Annotated in this window: 16 protein-coding genes; 5 read left to right on the plus strand and 11 right to left on the minus strand. The window is 67.6% G+C overall.

What is annotated here, in order from left to right:
- Positions 1–3: 3 nt before the first annotated feature.
- From ACZ42P_RS09105 to ACZ42P_RS09155, 11 genes are read right to left on the minus strand one after another with little or no spacing between them, the layout of a single operon-like run.
- Entirely contained in the window at positions 4–1179 is a 1176-nt protein-coding gene (locus ACZ42P_RS09105) for a TIGR03088 family PEP-CTERM/XrtA system glycosyltransferase (protein ID WP_464897241.1), read from the minus strand.
- On the minus strand, positions 1176–2693 hold the full coding sequence (xrtA, locus tag ACZ42P_RS09110) for an exosortase A (protein WP_464897242.1): 1518 nt from the start codon (positions 2691–2693) through the stop codon (positions 1176–1178). The genes ACZ42P_RS09105 and xrtA overlap by 4 nt, the downstream gene beginning before the upstream one ends.
- Entirely contained in the window at positions 2690–3928 is a 1239-nt protein-coding gene (locus tag ACZ42P_RS09115; protein WP_464897243.1) for a TIGR03087 family PEP-CTERM/XrtA system glycosyltransferase, read from the minus strand. The genes xrtA and ACZ42P_RS09115 overlap by 4 nt, the downstream gene beginning before the upstream one ends.
- A gap of 43 nt (positions 3929–3971) precedes the next feature.
- Positions 3972–5042 carry a FemAB family XrtA/PEP-CTERM system-associated protein gene (locus ACZ42P_RS09120; protein WP_464897244.1) on the minus strand — a complete coding sequence of 357 codons (1071 nt, stop codon included), beginning with the start codon at positions 5040–5042 and terminating at the stop codon, positions 3972–3974.
- On the minus strand, positions 5000–5836 hold the full coding sequence (locus tag ACZ42P_RS09125) for an XrtA system polysaccharide deacetylase (RefSeq protein WP_464897245.1): 837 nt from the start codon (positions 5834–5836) through the stop codon (positions 5000–5002). Before ACZ42P_RS09125 ends, ACZ42P_RS09120 begins: the two co-directional genes overlap by 43 nt.
- A complete protein-coding gene (gene wecB, locus ACZ42P_RS09130; RefSeq protein WP_464897246.1) occupies positions 5833–6990 on the minus strand; it encodes a non-hydrolyzing UDP-N-acetylglucosamine 2-epimerase in 1158 nt (385 codons plus the stop codon). The genes ACZ42P_RS09125 and wecB overlap by 4 nt, the downstream gene beginning before the upstream one ends.
- A complete protein-coding gene (locus ACZ42P_RS09135) occupies positions 6983–7981 on the minus strand; it encodes an XrtA/PEP-CTERM system-associated ATPase (protein ID WP_464897247.1) in 999 nt (332 codons plus the stop codon). Before ACZ42P_RS09135 ends, wecB begins: the two co-directional genes overlap by 8 nt.
- A 14-nt stretch (positions 7982–7995) precedes the next feature.
- Entirely contained in the window at positions 7996–9525 is a 1530-nt protein-coding gene (locus ACZ42P_RS09140) for a TIGR03016 family PEP-CTERM system-associated outer membrane protein (protein WP_464897248.1), read from the minus strand.
- Positions 9526–9561: 36 nt separating this feature from the next.
- Positions 9562–10512 carry an XrtA-associated tyrosine autokinase gene (locus ACZ42P_RS09145; protein ID WP_464897249.1) on the minus strand — a complete coding sequence of 317 codons (951 nt, stop codon included), beginning with the start codon at positions 10510–10512 and terminating at the stop codon, positions 9562–9564.
- A 19-nt stretch (positions 10513–10531) separates the two neighbouring features.
- The gene (locus tag ACZ42P_RS09150; RefSeq protein WP_464897250.1) at positions 10532–12073 is read right to left on the minus strand and encodes an XrtA system polysaccharide chain length determinant; all 1542 of its coding nucleotides are present in this window, start codon (positions 12071–12073) and stop codon (positions 10532–10534) included.
- Between the two features lie 42 nt (positions 12074–12115).
- Positions 12116–12742: an XrtA/PEP-CTERM system exopolysaccharide export protein gene (locus tag ACZ42P_RS09155; RefSeq protein ID WP_464897251.1), complete on the minus strand. Its 627-nt coding sequence runs from the start codon at positions 12740–12742 to the stop codon at positions 12116–12118.
- Positions 12743–13049: 307 nt separating this feature from the next.
- Between ACZ42P_RS09155 and ACZ42P_RS09160 the strand changes: the two genes are divergently transcribed.
- The 5 genes from ACZ42P_RS09160 to ACZ42P_RS09180 all read left to right on the plus strand — a co-directional run bounded on the left by ACZ42P_RS09160 (position 13050) and on the right by ACZ42P_RS09180 (position 16146).
- A complete protein-coding gene (locus ACZ42P_RS09160) occupies positions 13050–13421 on the plus strand; it encodes a nucleotide pyrophosphohydrolase (RefSeq protein WP_464897252.1) in 372 nt (123 codons plus the stop codon).
- A 127-nt stretch (positions 13422–13548) separates the two neighbouring features.
- Positions 13549–13863: a (2Fe-2S) ferredoxin domain-containing protein gene (locus tag ACZ42P_RS09165; protein ID WP_464897253.1), complete on the plus strand. Its 315-nt coding sequence runs from the start codon at positions 13549–13551 to the stop codon at positions 13861–13863.
- Positions 13863–14465 (plus strand): alpha/beta hydrolase, encoded by a 603-nt coding sequence (locus ACZ42P_RS09170; RefSeq protein WP_464897254.1) that lies wholly within the window; start codon positions 13863–13865, stop codon positions 14463–14465. Before ACZ42P_RS09165 ends, ACZ42P_RS09170 begins: the two co-directional genes overlap by 1 nt.
- Positions 14453–15364, plus strand: a complete 912-nt coding sequence (locus tag ACZ42P_RS09175) for an ATP-binding cassette domain-containing protein (RefSeq protein WP_464897255.1) — start codon at positions 14453–14455, stop codon at positions 15362–15364. Before ACZ42P_RS09170 ends, ACZ42P_RS09175 begins: the two co-directional genes overlap by 13 nt.
- On the plus strand, positions 15364–16146 hold the full coding sequence (locus ACZ42P_RS09180; protein WP_464897256.1) for an ABC transporter permease: 783 nt from the start codon (positions 15364–15366) through the stop codon (positions 16144–16146). The genes ACZ42P_RS09175 and ACZ42P_RS09180 overlap by 1 nt, the downstream gene beginning before the upstream one ends.
- The last annotated feature ends 3 nt before the right edge of the window (positions 16147–16149 follow it).

The following is a 16149-nucleotide window of genomic DNA, read 5'->3' on the forward strand; positions in this document are numbered from 1 at the left end:
TCGTCAGCCCCGGCCCGCGACACGGGCCACGCTCGATCGGGGTGTGTGGCGCGCCAGCACTTCGTCATAGACGCCAAGATATCCGCGCACCATGGCGTCCAGGCTGAAGCGGGCGTCCACGCGGGCCCGTGCGGCGGCGCCGGCCTGGGCCCGGCGCACGGGATCGTCCACGTATTCAAGCAACGCCCGTGCCAGCTCCATGGGCCGACCCGGTGGCACCAGCCGGCCGGTGATGCCGTCTTCCACCAGCTCGGGATTGCCGCCGACGCGCGTGGCCACCACCGGCAGGCCGCTGGCCATGGCCTCCAGGATGGTGTTGGAAATGCCCTCGCCCAAGGAGGGCAGGACGAACACGTCCATGGCCCGCATCAGTTCCGGGATGTCGGCCCGCTCCCCCGGCAGCCAGACCCGGTCCGCCACGCCCGCGGCTTCGGCGATGGCCTGGCAGTGGGCGCGGCTCACACCTTCGCCGATGATCATCAGGCGCACGTTGCCGCGCAGGGCAGCCAGCTGCACGAAGGCCTGCATCAGGGTGGGGAAGTCCTTCACTTCCGCCATGCGGCCCACGCTGCCGATCACCACGCAGCCGGCATCGGCGAAACCTGCGGGACCGACGCCGGGGCGCGCCCCGCTGCGGGGATGGAAGCGTTGCCCGTCCACGCCGTTGTAGATCTGGGTGATTCGGCTGGCAGGCACGCCCACGGTGTCCGCGAGCCAGCGCGCGAGATCCTGGGACACGGCGATGTAGTGATGCACCAGCGGCCGCGCCAGCCGGCGCAGCAGGTTGTATTTGCGGTTTGTGCCTGCCAGATCGAACACATCGCGGCCATGCTCGCCGTGCACGCGGGCGCGCACGCCGCAGGCCGCCGCCACGAACTGGCCCTCCAGCGCAGAGAGATTGCGCGTGTGCACCATGTCCGGCGCGAGCCGCTTAAGGAGGCGTGCCAGCCGCAGCCAGAGGCCGGGATCCTTGCCCGGGCGCTTGCCGAGGGCGTGGAATTCCACCGCCGGGTTGGTGATGCGCAGGCGGTAGTCGGAATAACCCGCGAGGCACACCACGGCATGGCGGTAACGGCCGGGGGGAATGCGGTTGAGCAGGTTCACCATGCCGTTTTCCAGGCCGCCCGTGTCGAAGTGGTGCACCACGTGGGCGATGAGGGGAATGGCGTGGGTGCTCACGTGTCTGCCGCCTGCGCCAGGGTGGCCGTGAGGGCGGGCAGCATGTCGTTCAGGAATTCCTGCAGGGTGTGCGCCGCTCCCTCCGGCTGGTCTTCGTAGGGGGTATAGACGATGATGGCCGCGGCATCGTCCCAGTGGCCCAGAAGCCGCGCGCGCGCCTCGTAGAACTTGGCCCAGTAGGGGTTGACCGTAAAGGGCCCGTTGAGCCAGTTCCAGTGCCACACCAGGAGGCGCTGGGGCGCGGACCGGAGCCGGGTCTCCAGCACCGTCACCGGCCGGCCCGCGAGCTGCACACGCCGGCTTGCCTCGCCCACGTTGCTCCACACCGGGTGCTTCTGGCGCACCATCACGTTCTGGCTGTTGATGAGCTCGGCATCCTGACGCTGGTAGCGGTAATAGGCGAGGAACACGCCCACCACCTGCCCGTCCCGGGCATAGGTCTGGTGGAGGCTTGCGTCCATGCCCTTGTATTCGGGCCGCCAGTCGGTGACCGGGCTGACCACGCGCCAGCCGTTGCGACCGGCAGGCGGGTCCAGGCGCACCGCCAGGTCCTTCGGGGCGAGACCTTCCAGGTAGGCCGCATAGGCCGGCCAGAGGGCGGCGACGACGAGTCCCGCCGCGAGCATGGGCATCAGGCCGCGGGGCGGTGCCCAGCCGTAGGCCACCACCTGGGGAGCCGGTTCCGCCGCCTCGTCCTCGCGCCAGAAGGAGCCGATCCAGAACAGAAGCAGCATCACCAGTCCGAAGAACACCCAGCCGTAGATGTAATGGTCCACGCCCAGGGCCAGGCGCATGTCCGAGAGGTGGGCGATCATCACGATCATGTAGGCACGCAGGCCGTTGGCGATGATGGGCACGACGATGGCAGCCGCGGCGAACAGCAGGCGTTTTTTCAGGCTGCGGTAGGTGAGGTAGCCGTAGAGAGTGCCCAGGGTGAAAGAGGCAATGAGGTAGCGCAGGCCGCTGCAGCCCTCCACCACCGACCAGTTGCCGCTGGGGATGGTAAAGAAGGTGCCCTCGCGATAGACCGGAATGCCGGTGAGCCGCAGGGCCGCCACGGTGAAGTCCGCAGTGAATTCCATCATGGGCGGAATCAGGAATTCGCCCATGGGCACGGCGAACAGCAGGAAGGCCAGGGGAAAGGCCATGGCCCAAGTGACGCGCCACCCCAGCAGGGTGAACACCAGGGCGGGGACCATGGCCACCAGGGCGAGCTGCTGCACCACCAGCACCCGGGCCACCTCCGCCGCGAGCCAGACCAGGCCCAGTCCGGCCAGCAGGATGAGGCCGCGCCAGTCCGGTACCGGACTCAGGGCGGCGATTTCCCGGCGCCGCTGCCAGATGAGCCAGGCGGAGATGGGAAAGATGAGAAAGCCGTGGGCGAAGGTGTCCGAGCGCCGCCAAATGGCCACGGTGGATGCCACCGTGGGCCAGTAGATGACGAACAGGGTCAGCACGCCCGCCAGAGCGATCCAGGCGGCGCGCGGCCAGGGTGGGTTGCCGGTGGCGTTCATGCGTGCGCCTCGAGCGTGGGTGACGGGGTGACGGAGGAGGCGCCCTCGAGCAGCGCGTCCACCCGTGCCAGATGCACCGCCCAGGCGTAATCGGCCAGCACGCGGGCGCGGGCGCGGCGGCCCACTTCCGCAGCGCGGGCCGGGTCATCCAGGAGTTCGCCGCAGCGGGCGAGAAACTCGCCGGCGCCATCGGCCACCAGGAGTTCCTCGCCGGGGCGGGCGCGAATGCCTTCCAGCGCCTGGGGTGATACCACCGTGGCGCGGGCCATGGCCATGGCTTCCAGCACCTTGTTCTGGATGCCGCGCGCGATGCGCAGGGGCGCCACCGCAGCCGCGGCGTGAGCGAGCCAGGGGCGCACGTCGGGCACGCCGCCGGTGACCACCACGCCCGGCTGCCGGGCCAGCGCCTCGACGGCAGGCACGGGCCGCGCGCCGACGATGTAGAAGGCGCTGCCGGGATGGCGTCTGTAAAGGCCGGGCCAGACTTCGGAGGCGAACCAGGAGACGGCATCCACGTTGGCCCAGTAGTCCATGGCGCCGGTAAACACCAGCGCCCGGGTGCCGGCAGGGTAGGGATTGGCGCCCGCCGCGGCGGGGGAGAAGTAGTCCGTGTCCACGCCGTTGCTGAAGGCCGACACGTGCGCCGCGCTCTCCGGGGCGAGACGGCGGAACAGGGCCGCCTCGGCCTCGGAGACGAAGGTGGCGGCATCGAAGGTGAGCGCCACCTTTCGCTCGAAGGCGAACAGCCGGCGCGCCTCCCGCCGGTACAGGGCGCTCACGGGCCAGGGACGACTCGCCGCATACTGGCGCCATTTGTCCGAATCCATGTCCACGAAGTCGATCACGCGCCGCACCCCGCTGCGCGCCAGCACGTAGGGCGCCATGGACGAGGAATACACCAGCACCCGGTCCACGCCGGCGGCCAGGCGCGCATCCACCCAGCGCTGCATGCGGCGGTCCCGGAACCAGGGCAGGGTCAGGGGCTCGCCGGTGACGAAGCCCGTGAGACTGCGCAGCAGGGCCCGGCGCCGATCCAGGGGCAGCAGGCACAGCTCCCCCTCGACCCATTCGCTCAGGGCCGGCGCGTGGGCCCAGTCGGCAAGGTCGTCCACGAAGGCACCCAGATGCACCCGGTGACGCCGTGCCAGATGGGCAAGCAGGTGGAAGGAGCGGATCTTGTCGCCCTTGTTGGGGGGGTAGGGAATCCGGTGCACCAGGTAGAGCAGGTCGGTCATGCGGCCTTCGTTCCGGAGGGTTGTGCTGCGGCGCAGCGGCCCCTCATCCCAGGTTCTTCACGATGGCAGGGCCCAGGGCATTGGCCAGGGGCAGGGGCAGGCGCTTCCACAACTCGATGAACAGCCGGTATTTGGGATTGGCGGGGTTGTGCTGGGGAATTCCGGACCGGCGCACGAGATCGTATTCGTAATAGAGGGGCTGGGGTTCGAACCCCCAGTTCTTCTTGAAATCGAACTGCCCGGTGCCGCGCTTGCTGCGCCCGTAGTCGAACACCCGGCAGCCGCGCTCGCAGGCATGGCGCATCAGTTCCCAGTACTTGAAATCGTTGGCCGCCAGTTCCCGCGCGGCCGGCACGTCCCCCGCGTAATAGGGCAGCACCTCGTCGCGGAACCAGAAGGTGAGCACGCTGGACACCGGGCGGCCCTGGTGGGTGACGGTGAGCACGTCGCAGTCGGCGCCGAACACCTCGCGCAGCAGGGCGAAATAGCGGCGCGGCAGGGCGGGGGTGCCGTGACGGTGGACGTTGTCCGCGAACAGGGCATAGAAGCGCTCCACGTCGGCATCGAATTCGGCCTTGAGGCCGTTCTTCATGCCCTTGCGCACCATGGCGCGCTGCTTGCGCGGAATGGCCTTCAGGTTGGCTTCCACGTCCGGGGCGATTTCCCGGCGGAAGGTGCAGTAGAGATCCTGGGTCGGCCAGTCGCTGTGGAAGGGCCGCAGGTTACGGTATTCCAGATGGCCCACACCCAGTTCCCGCGCCAGGGCCCGGGCGTGTTCGTCCAGTGCCCGGCGCGCGGCCTCGTCCGCGGCGGCGATGCCGCCATAGACGCAGAAAGCGTTGGAGATCAGGGCATGGCCGAACAGGCGGCTTTTGATTTCGGTGAGGGGCAGCACCCCCACGATGACGCCCGCGCGCTCGGCGAACAGGTAATGGGTGCGGTGGCCGAAGGCGCGCTCGATCACGGTCTTCCAGCCGGCACGGTGGAAGAAGGTGGCCTCCGGGCACGCCGCCACGAAGGCATCCCAGCGGGCCTCGTCGGCGGCGGCCAGCCTCCGGACCCCGGTGGGATTCACTGCGTCTTTTGCAAGAAGATGCGGTCCATCCGGTCCCATTGGAAATCCCTGAGGAGGCGGCTCAAACGGCCTTCCATGCGCGACAGATTGACGTAGTGCCGGAAGCGGGTCTTGAGACCCACGCCGCGCTGGCGCGGCTGGTCCGGGTCGATCTCCCACGGATGGAAGTAAAAGATGCCGGGCTGGCCGTCGCGCCGGTTCACCTGGCGCAACATCCAGCGCGAAACGGGATAGGGCAGCAGGCGGAACCAGCCACCCCCCGCGGCGGGCAGGTTGCGCCCGAACAGTTGCACCGTGGTGGCCGGCAGTTCCATCACGCCGTCGTGACCCCGGGGATGGTGGGCGAAACGCGGCGCATCCGGCATGCCGTAATGGTCGTGGCGCACCGGATAGATGCTGGAGCTGTAGCGGTAGCCCGCCGCGGCCAGTTCGTCCAGGGCCCACAGGTTGTGCTGGTTGATGGAGAAGCTGGGCGCCCGGTAGCCCAGGACCGCAACGCCCGCCGTGTCTTCCAGGAGTTTCTTGGCCCGGTCGATGTCGGCGCGGAACTCGGCGCGGCTCTGCTCGCTGGCGCGCTGGTGGGCATAGCCGTGGCTGGCCAGCTCGTGCCCGGCCTCGACGATGCGGCGCACGAGCCCCGGGTGGCGCTCCGCCACCCAGCCGAGAGTGAAGAAGGTGGCGCGCGTGTCGTGTTCGGCGAGCAACGCCAGGATGCGCTCCACGTTGCGCTCCACGCGGCAGGGCAGACGGTCCCAGTGCTCGCGGGGAATGTGGGGGGCGAAGGCGGAGACCTGGAAGTAGTCTTCCACGTCGATGGTCATCGCATTCTTCATGCCGCCGCGGTCCTCGCCGAAGACAGTCCCAGCCAGCCGGCCAAGTGGGCGGCGATGCGCCGCGCCGCCTGGCCGTCCCAGTATTCCGGCACGCGCCCGGCCTTGCCGCCGGTGGCCAGAATGTCCGCCACCGCCCCCAGGATGGCCTCACGGGAGCGGCCCACCAGGGTATTGGTGCCTTCCTCCACGGTGATGGGCCGCTCGGTGTTCTCGCGCAGGGTGAGGCAGGGCACGCCCAGGGCAGTGGTTTCTTCCTGGATGCCGCCCGAATCGGTGAGCACCAGGCGGGCATCGCGCATCAGCCCCAGCATCTCCAGATAGCCCTGGGGCGGCAAAAGATGAATGCGGGCATCGGCGATCAGCGCCTCCAGACCGAATTCCCCGATGCGGGCCCGGGTGCGCGGGTGCAGGGGAAACACCACCGGCAGTTGCGCTGCGATCTCCTTCACGGTGGCCAGCAGCCGGCCCAGCGTGGAGGCCTCGTCCACGTTGGAGGGGCGGTGCAGGGTGAGCACGGCGTAGCCGCCCGGGGAAACCGAACCGCTCACGCCGGCGGCGGCCAGCGTGACCGCGACGGGGACCGCCCGCGCCAGATTGTGGCGCAGGGTGTCGATCATCACGTTGCCCACGAAATGGATGCGCGCGGGATCGATGCCTTCCCGCACCAGGTTCGCCGCGGCGGCCCGCTCCGTGGTGTAGAGCAGATCGGAGATCTGGTCGGTGAGCACCCGGTTGATCTCCTCCGGCATGGTGCGGTCGAAGCTGCGCAACCCGGCCTCCACGTGGATCACCGCCACGCCCTTCTTGGCCGCCACCAGGGCGCAGGCGATGGTGGAATTGACGTCGCCCACCACCAGCACCGCGCGCGGCCGCAGCGCATCCAGCACCGGCTCGAAGCGGCGCATGATCTCCGCCGTCTGCTGGGCATGGCTGCCGGAGCCCACTTCCAGGTTGATGTCCGGCTGCGGGATGCCCAGGTCGCTGAAGAAGCGGTGGTTCATCGCCTCGTCGTAATGCTGGCCGGTGTGCAGCAGGCGCGCGGGAATGCCGGCCTCGGCGAAGGCCGCCATGATGGGCGCGATCTTCATGAAATTGGGGCGTGCGCCCACCACGCACAGCACACCGCCGGCGAGGGAAGCGTGTACCTCAGCCATGGGAGATGCGCTCCCCGGTCCTGTCCTCGCCGAGGGCATGCAGCAGCTTGCGCATCATGGCGAGCAGCCGGTTCAGGGAACGCTCGATGCCCTCGATGCGCTCCTCCAGCCCCGGGGCCGCCTCCGCTGCGGGCACGGCCGCCAGCCCCGGCCTGGATTTCACCGGCGCGGTGCTGTAGGCCACCTCCTGGGCCAGGTCGTCGATCACTTCCTGCACTTCGGCCCGGTCGAAGTGATGCTTTTCGGCAAGGAAACCCAAAAGCATCAGCCGGTCGCACAGGGTATTGATGCGGCGCGGAATCCCGCCCGTGAATTCGTGGATCAGCTGGTAGGCCGCATCGCTGATGGAAGGATCGCCCTGCCAGCCCACCAGATCGAGCCGGTGCTGGATGTAGGCGCGCGTTTCCGCCGCATCCATGGCCGACAGGTGATAGGACGCGATCACCCGCTGCTTGAGTTGCTGCAGCTCCTCGCTTTGCAGGGTGGCGCGGAACTCGGGCTGGCCAAGCAGAAAGCTCTGCAGCAGGGGTTCGTTGCCATGCTGGAAATTGGACAGCATGCGCAGCTCCTCCACCGCCCGGGGCGAGAGGTTCTGTGCTTCGTCCACCACCAGCAGCGCCCGCTTGCCCTGGCGGTGCACCGACAGCAGGTAGCTTTCCAGCTTCTTGAGCAGGGTGGCCTTGCTGAGCCCCTCCTGCTCCAGCCCGAAGGCCGCCGCCACGGCGCGCAGCATGTCGTCGGCGTCGAGCTGGGTGGAGACGATCTGCGCCGCCACCACGTCCTCGTGCTCCAGTTTCCGGAACAGGTTGCGCACCAGCATGGTCTTGCCGGCGCCGATCTCACCGGTGATGACGATGAAGCCTTCCTTCAGGCTGAGCCCGTATTCCAGGTAGGCCATCGCCCGCTTGTGACCCTTGCTGGCGAAGAAGAAGCGCGGGTCCGGATTGAGCGAGAAGGGCTTGGCACGCAGGTGATAGAACGCTTCGTACACGGCGGCGGTCCTGCTCAGAACTGGTAGTTGACGGTGCCGATCACGGCGTTTTCCCGGTAGCCCGCACCGGAGACGTCGCTGTCCCGCTGCTGGTGGCGCAGGTTCAGGCTGCCGGTGAGCTGGGGGTTGAAGTTGCGCGTGAGGCCCAGGTTGAACACCTTCAGGTTGTCGGTGCGGTCCAGCGCGGTGAAGCGGTTGCGCGTGAAGCTGGCCGAGCCGGTGGCGGTGAGACGCGGCGACAGGCGCCAGGAAATGCCGAAATTCAGCCCCCGTTGCTTGAGGGTGTTGGTGCTGGCGAAGGGACCGCCGGCGACCAGGGTGCCCGCGGTGGTGCCCGACTCCAGGGCCTCCCGGGAAAGATCGTAGTAGGACAGCACCGTGGTGGTCTTCGCGGTGGAGAAGGCCACCGAGGCGTCGAAGCGCTTCTGCAGGTAAACCAGCTGGGACAGGATGTTGAGGGGATCGGTCAGCGTGGCCGGCAGATTGAGCAGGGTGATCAGGGTCTGCACGAACTGGGCGCGGGCGGTGGCGTCCGGAATGCTGTCCTGATAGAGGGCGTCCAGGAAGGCTGCCGTGGACAGTGTGGCGGGCACCGTGAACTGGCTGGTGAAGGTGGTCACGTCGCGGCTGTAAGCCACATGCCAAATGGTGCGGCGCATGCGGTGGTCCAGCTTGAGGCCATAGGTCTTGCCGAAATAGCGCTCGCCGGTGAAGGCCGACACCTCGCTGCGCACCGTGGGGTTCCAGGTGGCCCCCACCTGCCAGAAACTGCCGGCCGCTTTCTGCCCGCCCAGGGGCACGTAGTTGTTGTCGTCGTAGCCCAACGTGGCATTCAGGCGCAGGCGGGGCAGAAGGCGGTAGCCCAGGGTGCCGTAAGTGCTGGACAAGCGCACGTCGGGGCGGCTCTTGTAGTCGATGCTCTGGCTGCTGTGGTGCAGCCCCCAGGAGAAATCCCGGAAGGCGCTGCCGCTCTCCAGTGCCGCCTGCACGCCATCCACGGTGGAGTCCGACACGCCGCTGCCGGAACGCACCTCGCTGTGGGTGTAGCGCAACAGGCCATTGGCGGTGGCGCCGAACCGGTGCCGCCAGTAGGGACTCAGGGTGATCTGGCTGACATTGGTCAGGTTGCCGGCGCTGGTGGCCGTGTCGGTGCCGACCGGGCCCAGCAGGGAAGTGATCTGCTGGCTGATCGCCGCCGTGGCATCCAGGAACAGCTCGTTTTCGTAGAGCTCGGCCTTGCCCCGTGCGGCAAGCTGGTGATAGGTGCGGCTGCGGCTGCTCTGGTCGGCATAGAACAGGTTCTGCATGCGGTAGGAGAAGTCCGCCTCCAGCCGCGCGCCTTTCTTCGAGGCGGTGACGTAGGGTGTGAGTTCGGTGATGAAGTCGGCGTTGCGATTGCTGGCCGACAGGCCCACGTTGTCGGTGTAGGTCTCCCTGGCGCTGATGCCCGCGCCGAGTTTCCAGTCGGCGGCACGGGCCGTGGGCAGGGCCGCCGCCAGCGCGGCAGCCAGCGCCGCCGCGCCCAGGTAGTGGATGCGCCCCATCTCGGTTGTGATCCTCCCCGTGTGTGGTCTCACCGCTCAGGTTCCGTACTTCCCGTAGCCATAGCCGTAGCCGTAATAGCCGCCGGCGCTCTGGGGACCAGTGGTCTTGTTGAGCAGGAGGCTGATGGCGGCACCGGAATCCCCGATCAGCTCCAGCGCCTCGCGCAGGGCGCTCTGAGGCGTGCGGTCGGCCTCCACCACCATCACGATCTGGCCCATGTGGGACGCCAGCACACTGGCTTCCGAGGTGGCGAGAAGCGGCGGCGAATCGAAGATCACGATGCGGTCCGAGTAACGGTTGGCCATGTCGTCCACCAGCCGGTTCATGGCCTCGCTGGCCAGCAGCTCGGTGGCGTGCTTGTAGGGTTTGCCCGCCGGCAGCAGGGTGAGTTTTTCGATGTTCGTCTTGAGCAGCACGTCCGCGAGCGAGACCCTGTCGTTGCGCAGCACGTCGAGCAGGCCCTCCTTTTCGCCCTGCACACCCAGATAGTGGAGCAGCTTGGGCTTGGCCACGTCGGCGTCCACCAAAAGCACCGTGCGGTCCAGCTCCATGGCGATGGAGATGGCGAGATTGATGGCACAGAAGGTCTTGCCCTCGCCCGGCAGAGAACTCGTCACTAGGATCATGTTGCCGCGGGGCACCGCCTCCCCGCCCTGACCCGTGGCGTTGACGAGCAGGGGCCGCTTGATCAGACGGAACTCCTCAGCGATCTCGGTGCGCTCCGCATCCGGCGTGACGAAGCCGGCACTCTTGAGACGGGCCAGGTTGATGGTGACGCTCTGGGTGGTGGCCGGCGCGGCACTGCGGGCGGGTTCCCGGGCAGGGGCAGCGGGGGCCGCCTGCTTTTCCATCGCCTGGGCAATGACGTCCGGTTTGGCCGTGGCTGCCCCGGCCTCGTCGGTTCGCGGTTCTTTGGAATCGGCCGGGGAAGCCGCCGGGGCGGTCCCGATGCCAAGTTTGTCGACGGCTTTTTCGATCAGGCTCATGGTTTCCTCCCCGCTGGGGTCAGGCGGCCCGGCCCAGCAGCGCCAGGGCCGAGACGAGCACGCCCCAGGCACCGATCAGGCTGGCCACAGAAGCGGCGAAGGCGATGAGCCCGCGCCGGCGTTGCCGTTTCTGGGCGGGGCTCCATACCTTCGAAACCGAACCCAGGATGGGATAGTCGGCCACCGCGCGCAACGCGGTGCGATCCGGGATGACGGGAATGATCTGGCTGACCAGGAAGGCCACCGCGATCCCCGCGCCCAGGGCCACCAGCAGCACCAGGGACAGGAGCAGGGGCCGGTTGGGGAAGGCGGGCTTGGACGGCACGCGCGGAGGATCCACCACGCGGAAATCGATGACCTCGGTCTTGGATTCCATTTGTTCCGAGATCTCCGCCGACTCCAGCCGCTTGAGCAGCTGTTCGTAATTGGCCTTCTGCACCTCGTAGTCACGGGTGAGCTGGGTGAGCTCGGCCTCCACCTGGGGCACCATGTTGACCGCCTGCTTGAGCTGGGCGTGGCGGGCGGCCAGTTCGTTCACGCGCGCCCGGAGGGAGGCGACATTGGCCTCGGCCTCGGCCAGGGCGATGCCCAGCTGCTGGTAGTAGGGATTGGGCGAGCTGCCGGCGGAAGCCGCGGTGGGCTTGATGTGTTTGGCCTCCTCCCGCTTCTGGTTCTCCAGCTGTTCGATCAGGCGCCGGGTGGCCACCACGTCGGGATGGCGGTCGGTATAGACCAGCCGCAGCTGGTCCAGCCGCCGCTGCTGCTCCTGGATGCGGGCATCGAGTTCGGGATTGGCCGCCGCCAAAGGCTGGGCTTCCTTTTCGATCTCGGGACGTTCGTCGGCGAGCTGGCGCTTCAGCTGGTCGCGCCGCGACTCCGCCTCGCGCAGGGCGAGCTGGGCTTCCGACAGGGCCTGCTGGGCGGCGGCCAGCTTGGCGAAGTAGTCGCCGCCTTCGCCGGGCATCAGCCCCACGTGTTTCTGCTTGAATTCCTTGAGGGCATTCTCCGAGGCGATGAGTTTTTCCTCGTAGCTCTTGAGCTGGTCCTGAATGAAGCGCTTGGCGGTGTCCGTGTCCTTGCGTTTGGTGCCCAGGCTGCTTTCCACCAGGATGGTGAGGAGGGACTGCACCACCCGCTTGGCCGTCTCCGGATCCCGGTGCTGATAGCGGATGACGTAAAGGTTGTCGCCGCGCGCCGCCTCCAGCTTGATGTCGCTGGCCAGGCCGTCGAGCAGGGCCTCCATCTCCTTGGGCGTCTTGGCGGTGACGTCCAGGTCGGTCATGCGCGCCACCTTTTCCATGTTGGGACGGGAAATGAGGGTGCGCGTCATCATGGTCACGATCTGGTCCATGTTGGGCGCCACGGTGAGTCCGGACATGAGGGGCTTGAGGATGGACTGGGTATCGATGTACACCCGCGCCGTGGCTTCGTAACGGTTGGGTGTGAGATACACCCAGGTCCAGCCGGCCAGAGCGATCACCCAGGCGACCCCCACCGCATACCAGCGGCGCAGCCACATGGCACGCAGGTAGGACATCAGTTTGGCGAGGACTTCATGCATGGCGCACCCCTCGCGGCCGGACCAGGGCCCGGCCGCCGCTGGTCAGAAGAAGCTTTCGGGAATGATGAGCACGTCGCCCGGCATCATCTCCACATTGGCGGAAATGTCGCCACCGCGGATGAGATCTTCCAGGCGCACGGAGAACTGCTGCTGCTTGCCGCCATAGGTGCGCACGATGGTGGCCTTGTTGCCGGCGGCGAAATCGGTGATGCCGCCCACCGCGATCATCACGTCCATCAGGCTCATCTTCTCACGGTACTGCAGGGCCTGGGGCTTGGCCGCCTGACCGATCACGCGGATCTGCTGGCTGTAGGGGCCGTTGAAGCCGGTAACCATCACCGTCACGATGGGGTCCTGGATGAACTTGGCCAGGTGTTTCTCCAGATCCCGTTCCAGCTGGGTGGGCGTCTTGTTGGCGGCGACCATGTCATCCACGAGGGGCGTGTTGATCTTGCCGTCGGGCCGCACGGTCACGGTGGCGGACACTTCCGGGTTGCGCCACACCTGGATGCTCAGGGAATCGCCCGGACCGATGAGATAGTCCGGGGCACCCTTGATGTCCGCCTTGGCCGGCGCGGGCGGGAAGTCGCCGGTGCTGGCACAGCCCGCGGCCAAAAGCGCAAGGCCGGCGGACAGAAGAGCGAAGACGCGCGTCATGAGTCCGTTCATTTTTCCCCTCCTGAAGGTCCCGATGATGAATTCTCGGCAGACGTGTTATTGATAAAGCACTTGAATTATGGCAGACAACTATGCGTTTTTCATGGTGTTTCGCCCCGTCCGGGCAATCCCGCCGGCTTTTTGCGGGGAAGCGGCGATGAGAGCATGCAATATTCGGGCCATACAATCTGCCAAAGGTTATAGGGCCCGCATGACCGGGATGTTGCTCCATCATGCGCGGGAAGGGGGCCGGCGGCAAGCCTGCCCGGGCGCCCCCGACGAGTTTCTGCCAGACTGACGCCCACAGCCGGAGCCTGACATGACCCATAAGACCGCACCGCAGCAAGACTTGGCCACCCTGCGCGCCCGCGTGCGCGAGTTCGCCCGTGAGCGGGACTGGGAGCAGTTCCACAGTCCGAAGAACCTGGCCATGGCCCTCATCGTGGAGGCAGCCGAGCTGGTGGAGCCCTTCCAGTGGCTGACCCAGGACGAAAGCCGCGCCCTCGATGCCGACACGCGCCAGGCGGTGGCCGAGGAAATCGGCGACGTGCTCATCTATCTGGTGCGTCTGGCGGATGTGCTGGGCATCGATCCCCTGGAGGCCGCCTTCGCCAAGCTGGCGGTCAACGCGCGCAAGTATCCGGTGGAAAAGGCCCGCGGCCACAGCCGCAAGTATGACCGGCTGGAATGAGCAGGCAGTTATAATCCCGGGCTGTCCAGCGGGACGCCGGAGGGCACGCTGCCTGCGAAGGGGGCAGTCTGCCCGGGACGGGCCCATGGGAAATCCGCGATAATGCTGCTTTGCCCTGCCGCCGGTCATGTCGAACTACTACCGCTACCACGTATTCTTCTGCACCAACCAGCGCGAGGATGGCGCCGCCTGCTGCGCCGATCACGACGCCCAGGCCATGCGCGACTACGCCAAGCGCCGCATCAAGGCGCTGGATCTCAACGGTCCGGGCAAGTGCCGCATCAATACCGCCGGCTGCATGGACCGCTGCAGCGAAGGGCCGGTGCTGGTGGTGTATCCCGAGGGCGTCTGGTACACCTACGTGGATCAGGCGGACATCGACGAGATCATCGAGGAACACCTGGTCAAGGGCCGCGTGGTGGAGCGGCTGAGAATCGGCTAGTGCCCCGTTTCAGGCTGCGCATCGACGGTCCGGCGGGCAAGATCGAGACCGTCATCGACGATCCGGGCGTGACCCGCCGGGGGCTCGCCCTCATCGCCCACCCCCATCCCCTGCACGGCGGCAGTCTGGAAAACAAGGTGGTGAAGACCCTCAGCGACACCCTGCACGATTTGGGCTACGTGGGGGTGCGCCCCAATTTCCGCGGGGTGGGTGGCAGCGGCGGAGAATACGACGGCGGCCGCGGCGAAGTGGAGGACATGCTGGCGGTGCACGACTTCGTGCGCCCCCGCTATCCGCAGCTGCCGCTGGTGCTGGCGGGCTTTTCCTTCGGCGCCTATGTGCAGAGCGTGGCGGCCCGGCACCTCGCTCCCCGCCACCTGCTCCTGGTGGCACCCGCGGTGAACCTGTTCACCATGGCTGACGCCCCACCCGGCACCATCGTCATCCACGGCGAGCACGACCAGCTGGTGCCGGCGGAGGAAGCGCGCCGGTGGGCTGAGGCCCATGGCGCCACCTTCGCCCTGGTGCGCGGGGCGGACCACTTCTTCCACCGGAAACTGGCGGCCCTGCGCGAGCACATCGAGACCCTATGTCCGTGCTGAAGGCACAGGCCCTGCGCAAGCGCTACGACGGGCTGGAGGTGGTGGCCGGGGTGGACCTGGCGGTGGAGAAGGGCGAGTGCTTCGGCCTGCTCGGCCCCAATGGCGCCGGCAAGACCACCACCCTGCGTCTGCTGCTGGGACTCATCGAGCCCGACGCCGGCACCATCGAACTGCTGGGCGAACCGGTGCCCCGGCGGGCGCGCCAGGCGCGCCGGCGGGTGGGGGTGGTGCCCCAGATGGACAATCTGGACCCGGACTTCACGGTGGAGGAAAACCTCCTGGTCTATGGCCGCTATTTCGGGCTGGGCGACCGGGCCATCGCCGCGCGCATCCCGGCGCTGCTGGAATTCGCCGGGCTGGCCCACCGTGCCCGGGCCCGCATCCCCACCCTCTCCGGCGGCATGAAGCGCCGGCTGACCCTGGCCCGCGCCCTGGTCAACGACCCGGACGTGGTCTTCCTGGACGAGCCCACCACGGGACTCGACCCCCAGGCGCGCCACCTGCTCTGGCAGGGCCTGCGCCGCCTCACCGCCCAGGGCAAGACCCTGATCCTCACCACCCACTTCATGGAAGAGGCGGAACGCCTGTGCGACCGGCTGGCCATCATGGACCAGGGACGCATCATCGCCCAGGGCACCCCGCGCGAGCTCATCGCGACCCACATTGAGCCCTTCGTCGTGGAAATCTATGGCGAGCAGGCAGGGCCGTGGGCCGATGTCTTCGGCAGCCGGCTGTGCCGCCGCCTGGAACGTGCCGGCGAGAGCGTGTTCTGCTACACGGACGATGGCACGGCGCTCATGGAAAACCTGCGCGCCCAACCCGCCCTCAAGGTCACCCACCGTCCCGCCAACCTGGAGGACGTGTTTCTCAAACTCACCGGCCGGGAGCTGCGCGACTGATGCGCCATTTCCGTCTGCCCCGCCTGAGCCTGCGCTTCGTGCCCGTGTGGCGGCGCAATTTCCTGGTCTGGCGCAAGCTCGCCATCCCCTCCATGCTGGGCAATCTGGCCGACCCCATGCTCTACATGCTGGGCCTGGGCTTCGGCCTGGGCGCCCTGCTGCCGGACGTGGGCGGCGTGCCCTACCTCACCTTCCTTGCCGGCGGCACCGTGGCCTACTCCACCATGAACAGCGCCACCTTCGAAACCCTCTACTCAGGCTTCTCCCGCATGCACGTGCAGAAGACCTGGGACGCCATCCTCAACACGCCCCTGACCCTGGACGACGTGCTGCTGGGGGAATGGCTGTGGGCCACCTCCAAGGCCCTGCTGTCGGGCTTCGCCATCCTGGCCATCGTCTGGGTGCTGGGACTCGAGCATTCCTTCGCCATGTCCCTCTGGATCCTGCCGGTGGTGGTCCTTACCGGTCTGTGCTTCGCCGGCATGGGGCTGGTGATGAACGCCGTGTCTCCCAACTACGACTTCTTCCTCTACTACTTCACGCTGGTGATCACCCCCATGGTGCTGCTGTGCGGGGTGTTCTATCCCGTCTCCCAGCTGCCCGCCCTGCTCCAGGCGGTGTCCGCCTTTCTGCCACTGACTCACGCCATCGAGTTGGTGCGGCCCCTCATGCTGGGCCGGGTGCCGGCGGACGTGGTGCTGCACGTGGGCGTGCTGCTGGCTTATGGGAGCGTGGGATTCTGGCTGGGCCTGGGACTGACACGCCGGCGGCTGCTGCGCTAGACG

Source organism: Thiobacter subterraneus (assembly GCF_055379455.1).

Bases quoted from the DNA above. Each gene is read 5' to 3' on its own strand.
- ACZ42P_RS09155 (WP_464897251.1), bottom strand. From the start codon at position 12,742: ATGAACGGACTCATGACGCGCGTCTTCGCTCTTCTGTCCGCCGGCCTT.
- ACZ42P_RS09140 (WP_464897248.1), bottom strand. From the start codon at position 9,525: ATGGGGCGCATCCACTACCTGGGCGCGGCGGCGCTGGCTGCCGCGCTG.
- ACZ42P_RS09145 (WP_464897249.1), bottom strand. From the start codon at position 10,512: ATGAGCCTGATCGAAAAAGCCGTCGACAAACTTGGCATCGGGACCGCC.
- ACZ42P_RS09120 (WP_464897244.1), bottom strand. From the start codon at position 5,042: ATGGGACCGGATGGACCGCATCTTCTTGCAAAAGACGCAGTGAATCCC.
- wecB (WP_464897246.1), bottom strand. From the start codon at position 6,990: ATGGCTGAGGTACACGCTTCCCTCGCCGGCGGTGTGCTGTGCGTGGTG.
- ACZ42P_RS09160 (WP_464897252.1), top strand. From the start codon at position 13,050: ATGACCCATAAGACCGCACCGCAGCAAGACTTGGCCACCCTGCGCGCC.
- xrtA (WP_464897242.1), bottom strand. From the start codon at position 2,693: ATGAACGCCACCGGCAACCCACCCTGGCCGCGCGCCGCCTGGATCGCT.
- ACZ42P_RS09115 (WP_464897243.1), bottom strand. From the start codon at position 3,928: ATGACCGACCTGCTCTACCTGGTGCACCGGATTCCCTACCCCCCCAAC.
- ACZ42P_RS09175 (WP_464897255.1), top strand. From the start codon at position 14,453: ATGTCCGTGCTGAAGGCACAGGCCCTGCGCAAGCGCTACGACGGGCTG.
- ACZ42P_RS09180 (WP_464897256.1), top strand. From the start codon at position 15,364: ATGCGCCATTTCCGTCTGCCCCGCCTGAGCCTGCGCTTCGTGCCCGTG.
- ACZ42P_RS09150 (WP_464897250.1), bottom strand. From the start codon at position 12,073: ATGCATGAAGTCCTCGCCAAACTGATGTCCTACCTGCGTGCCATGTGG.
- ACZ42P_RS09125 (WP_464897245.1), bottom strand. From the start codon at position 5,836: ATGAAGAATGCGATGACCATCGACGTGGAAGACTACTTCCAGGTCTCC.
- ACZ42P_RS09165 (WP_464897253.1), top strand. From the start codon at position 13,549: ATGTCGAACTACTACCGCTACCACGTATTCTTCTGCACCAACCAGCGC.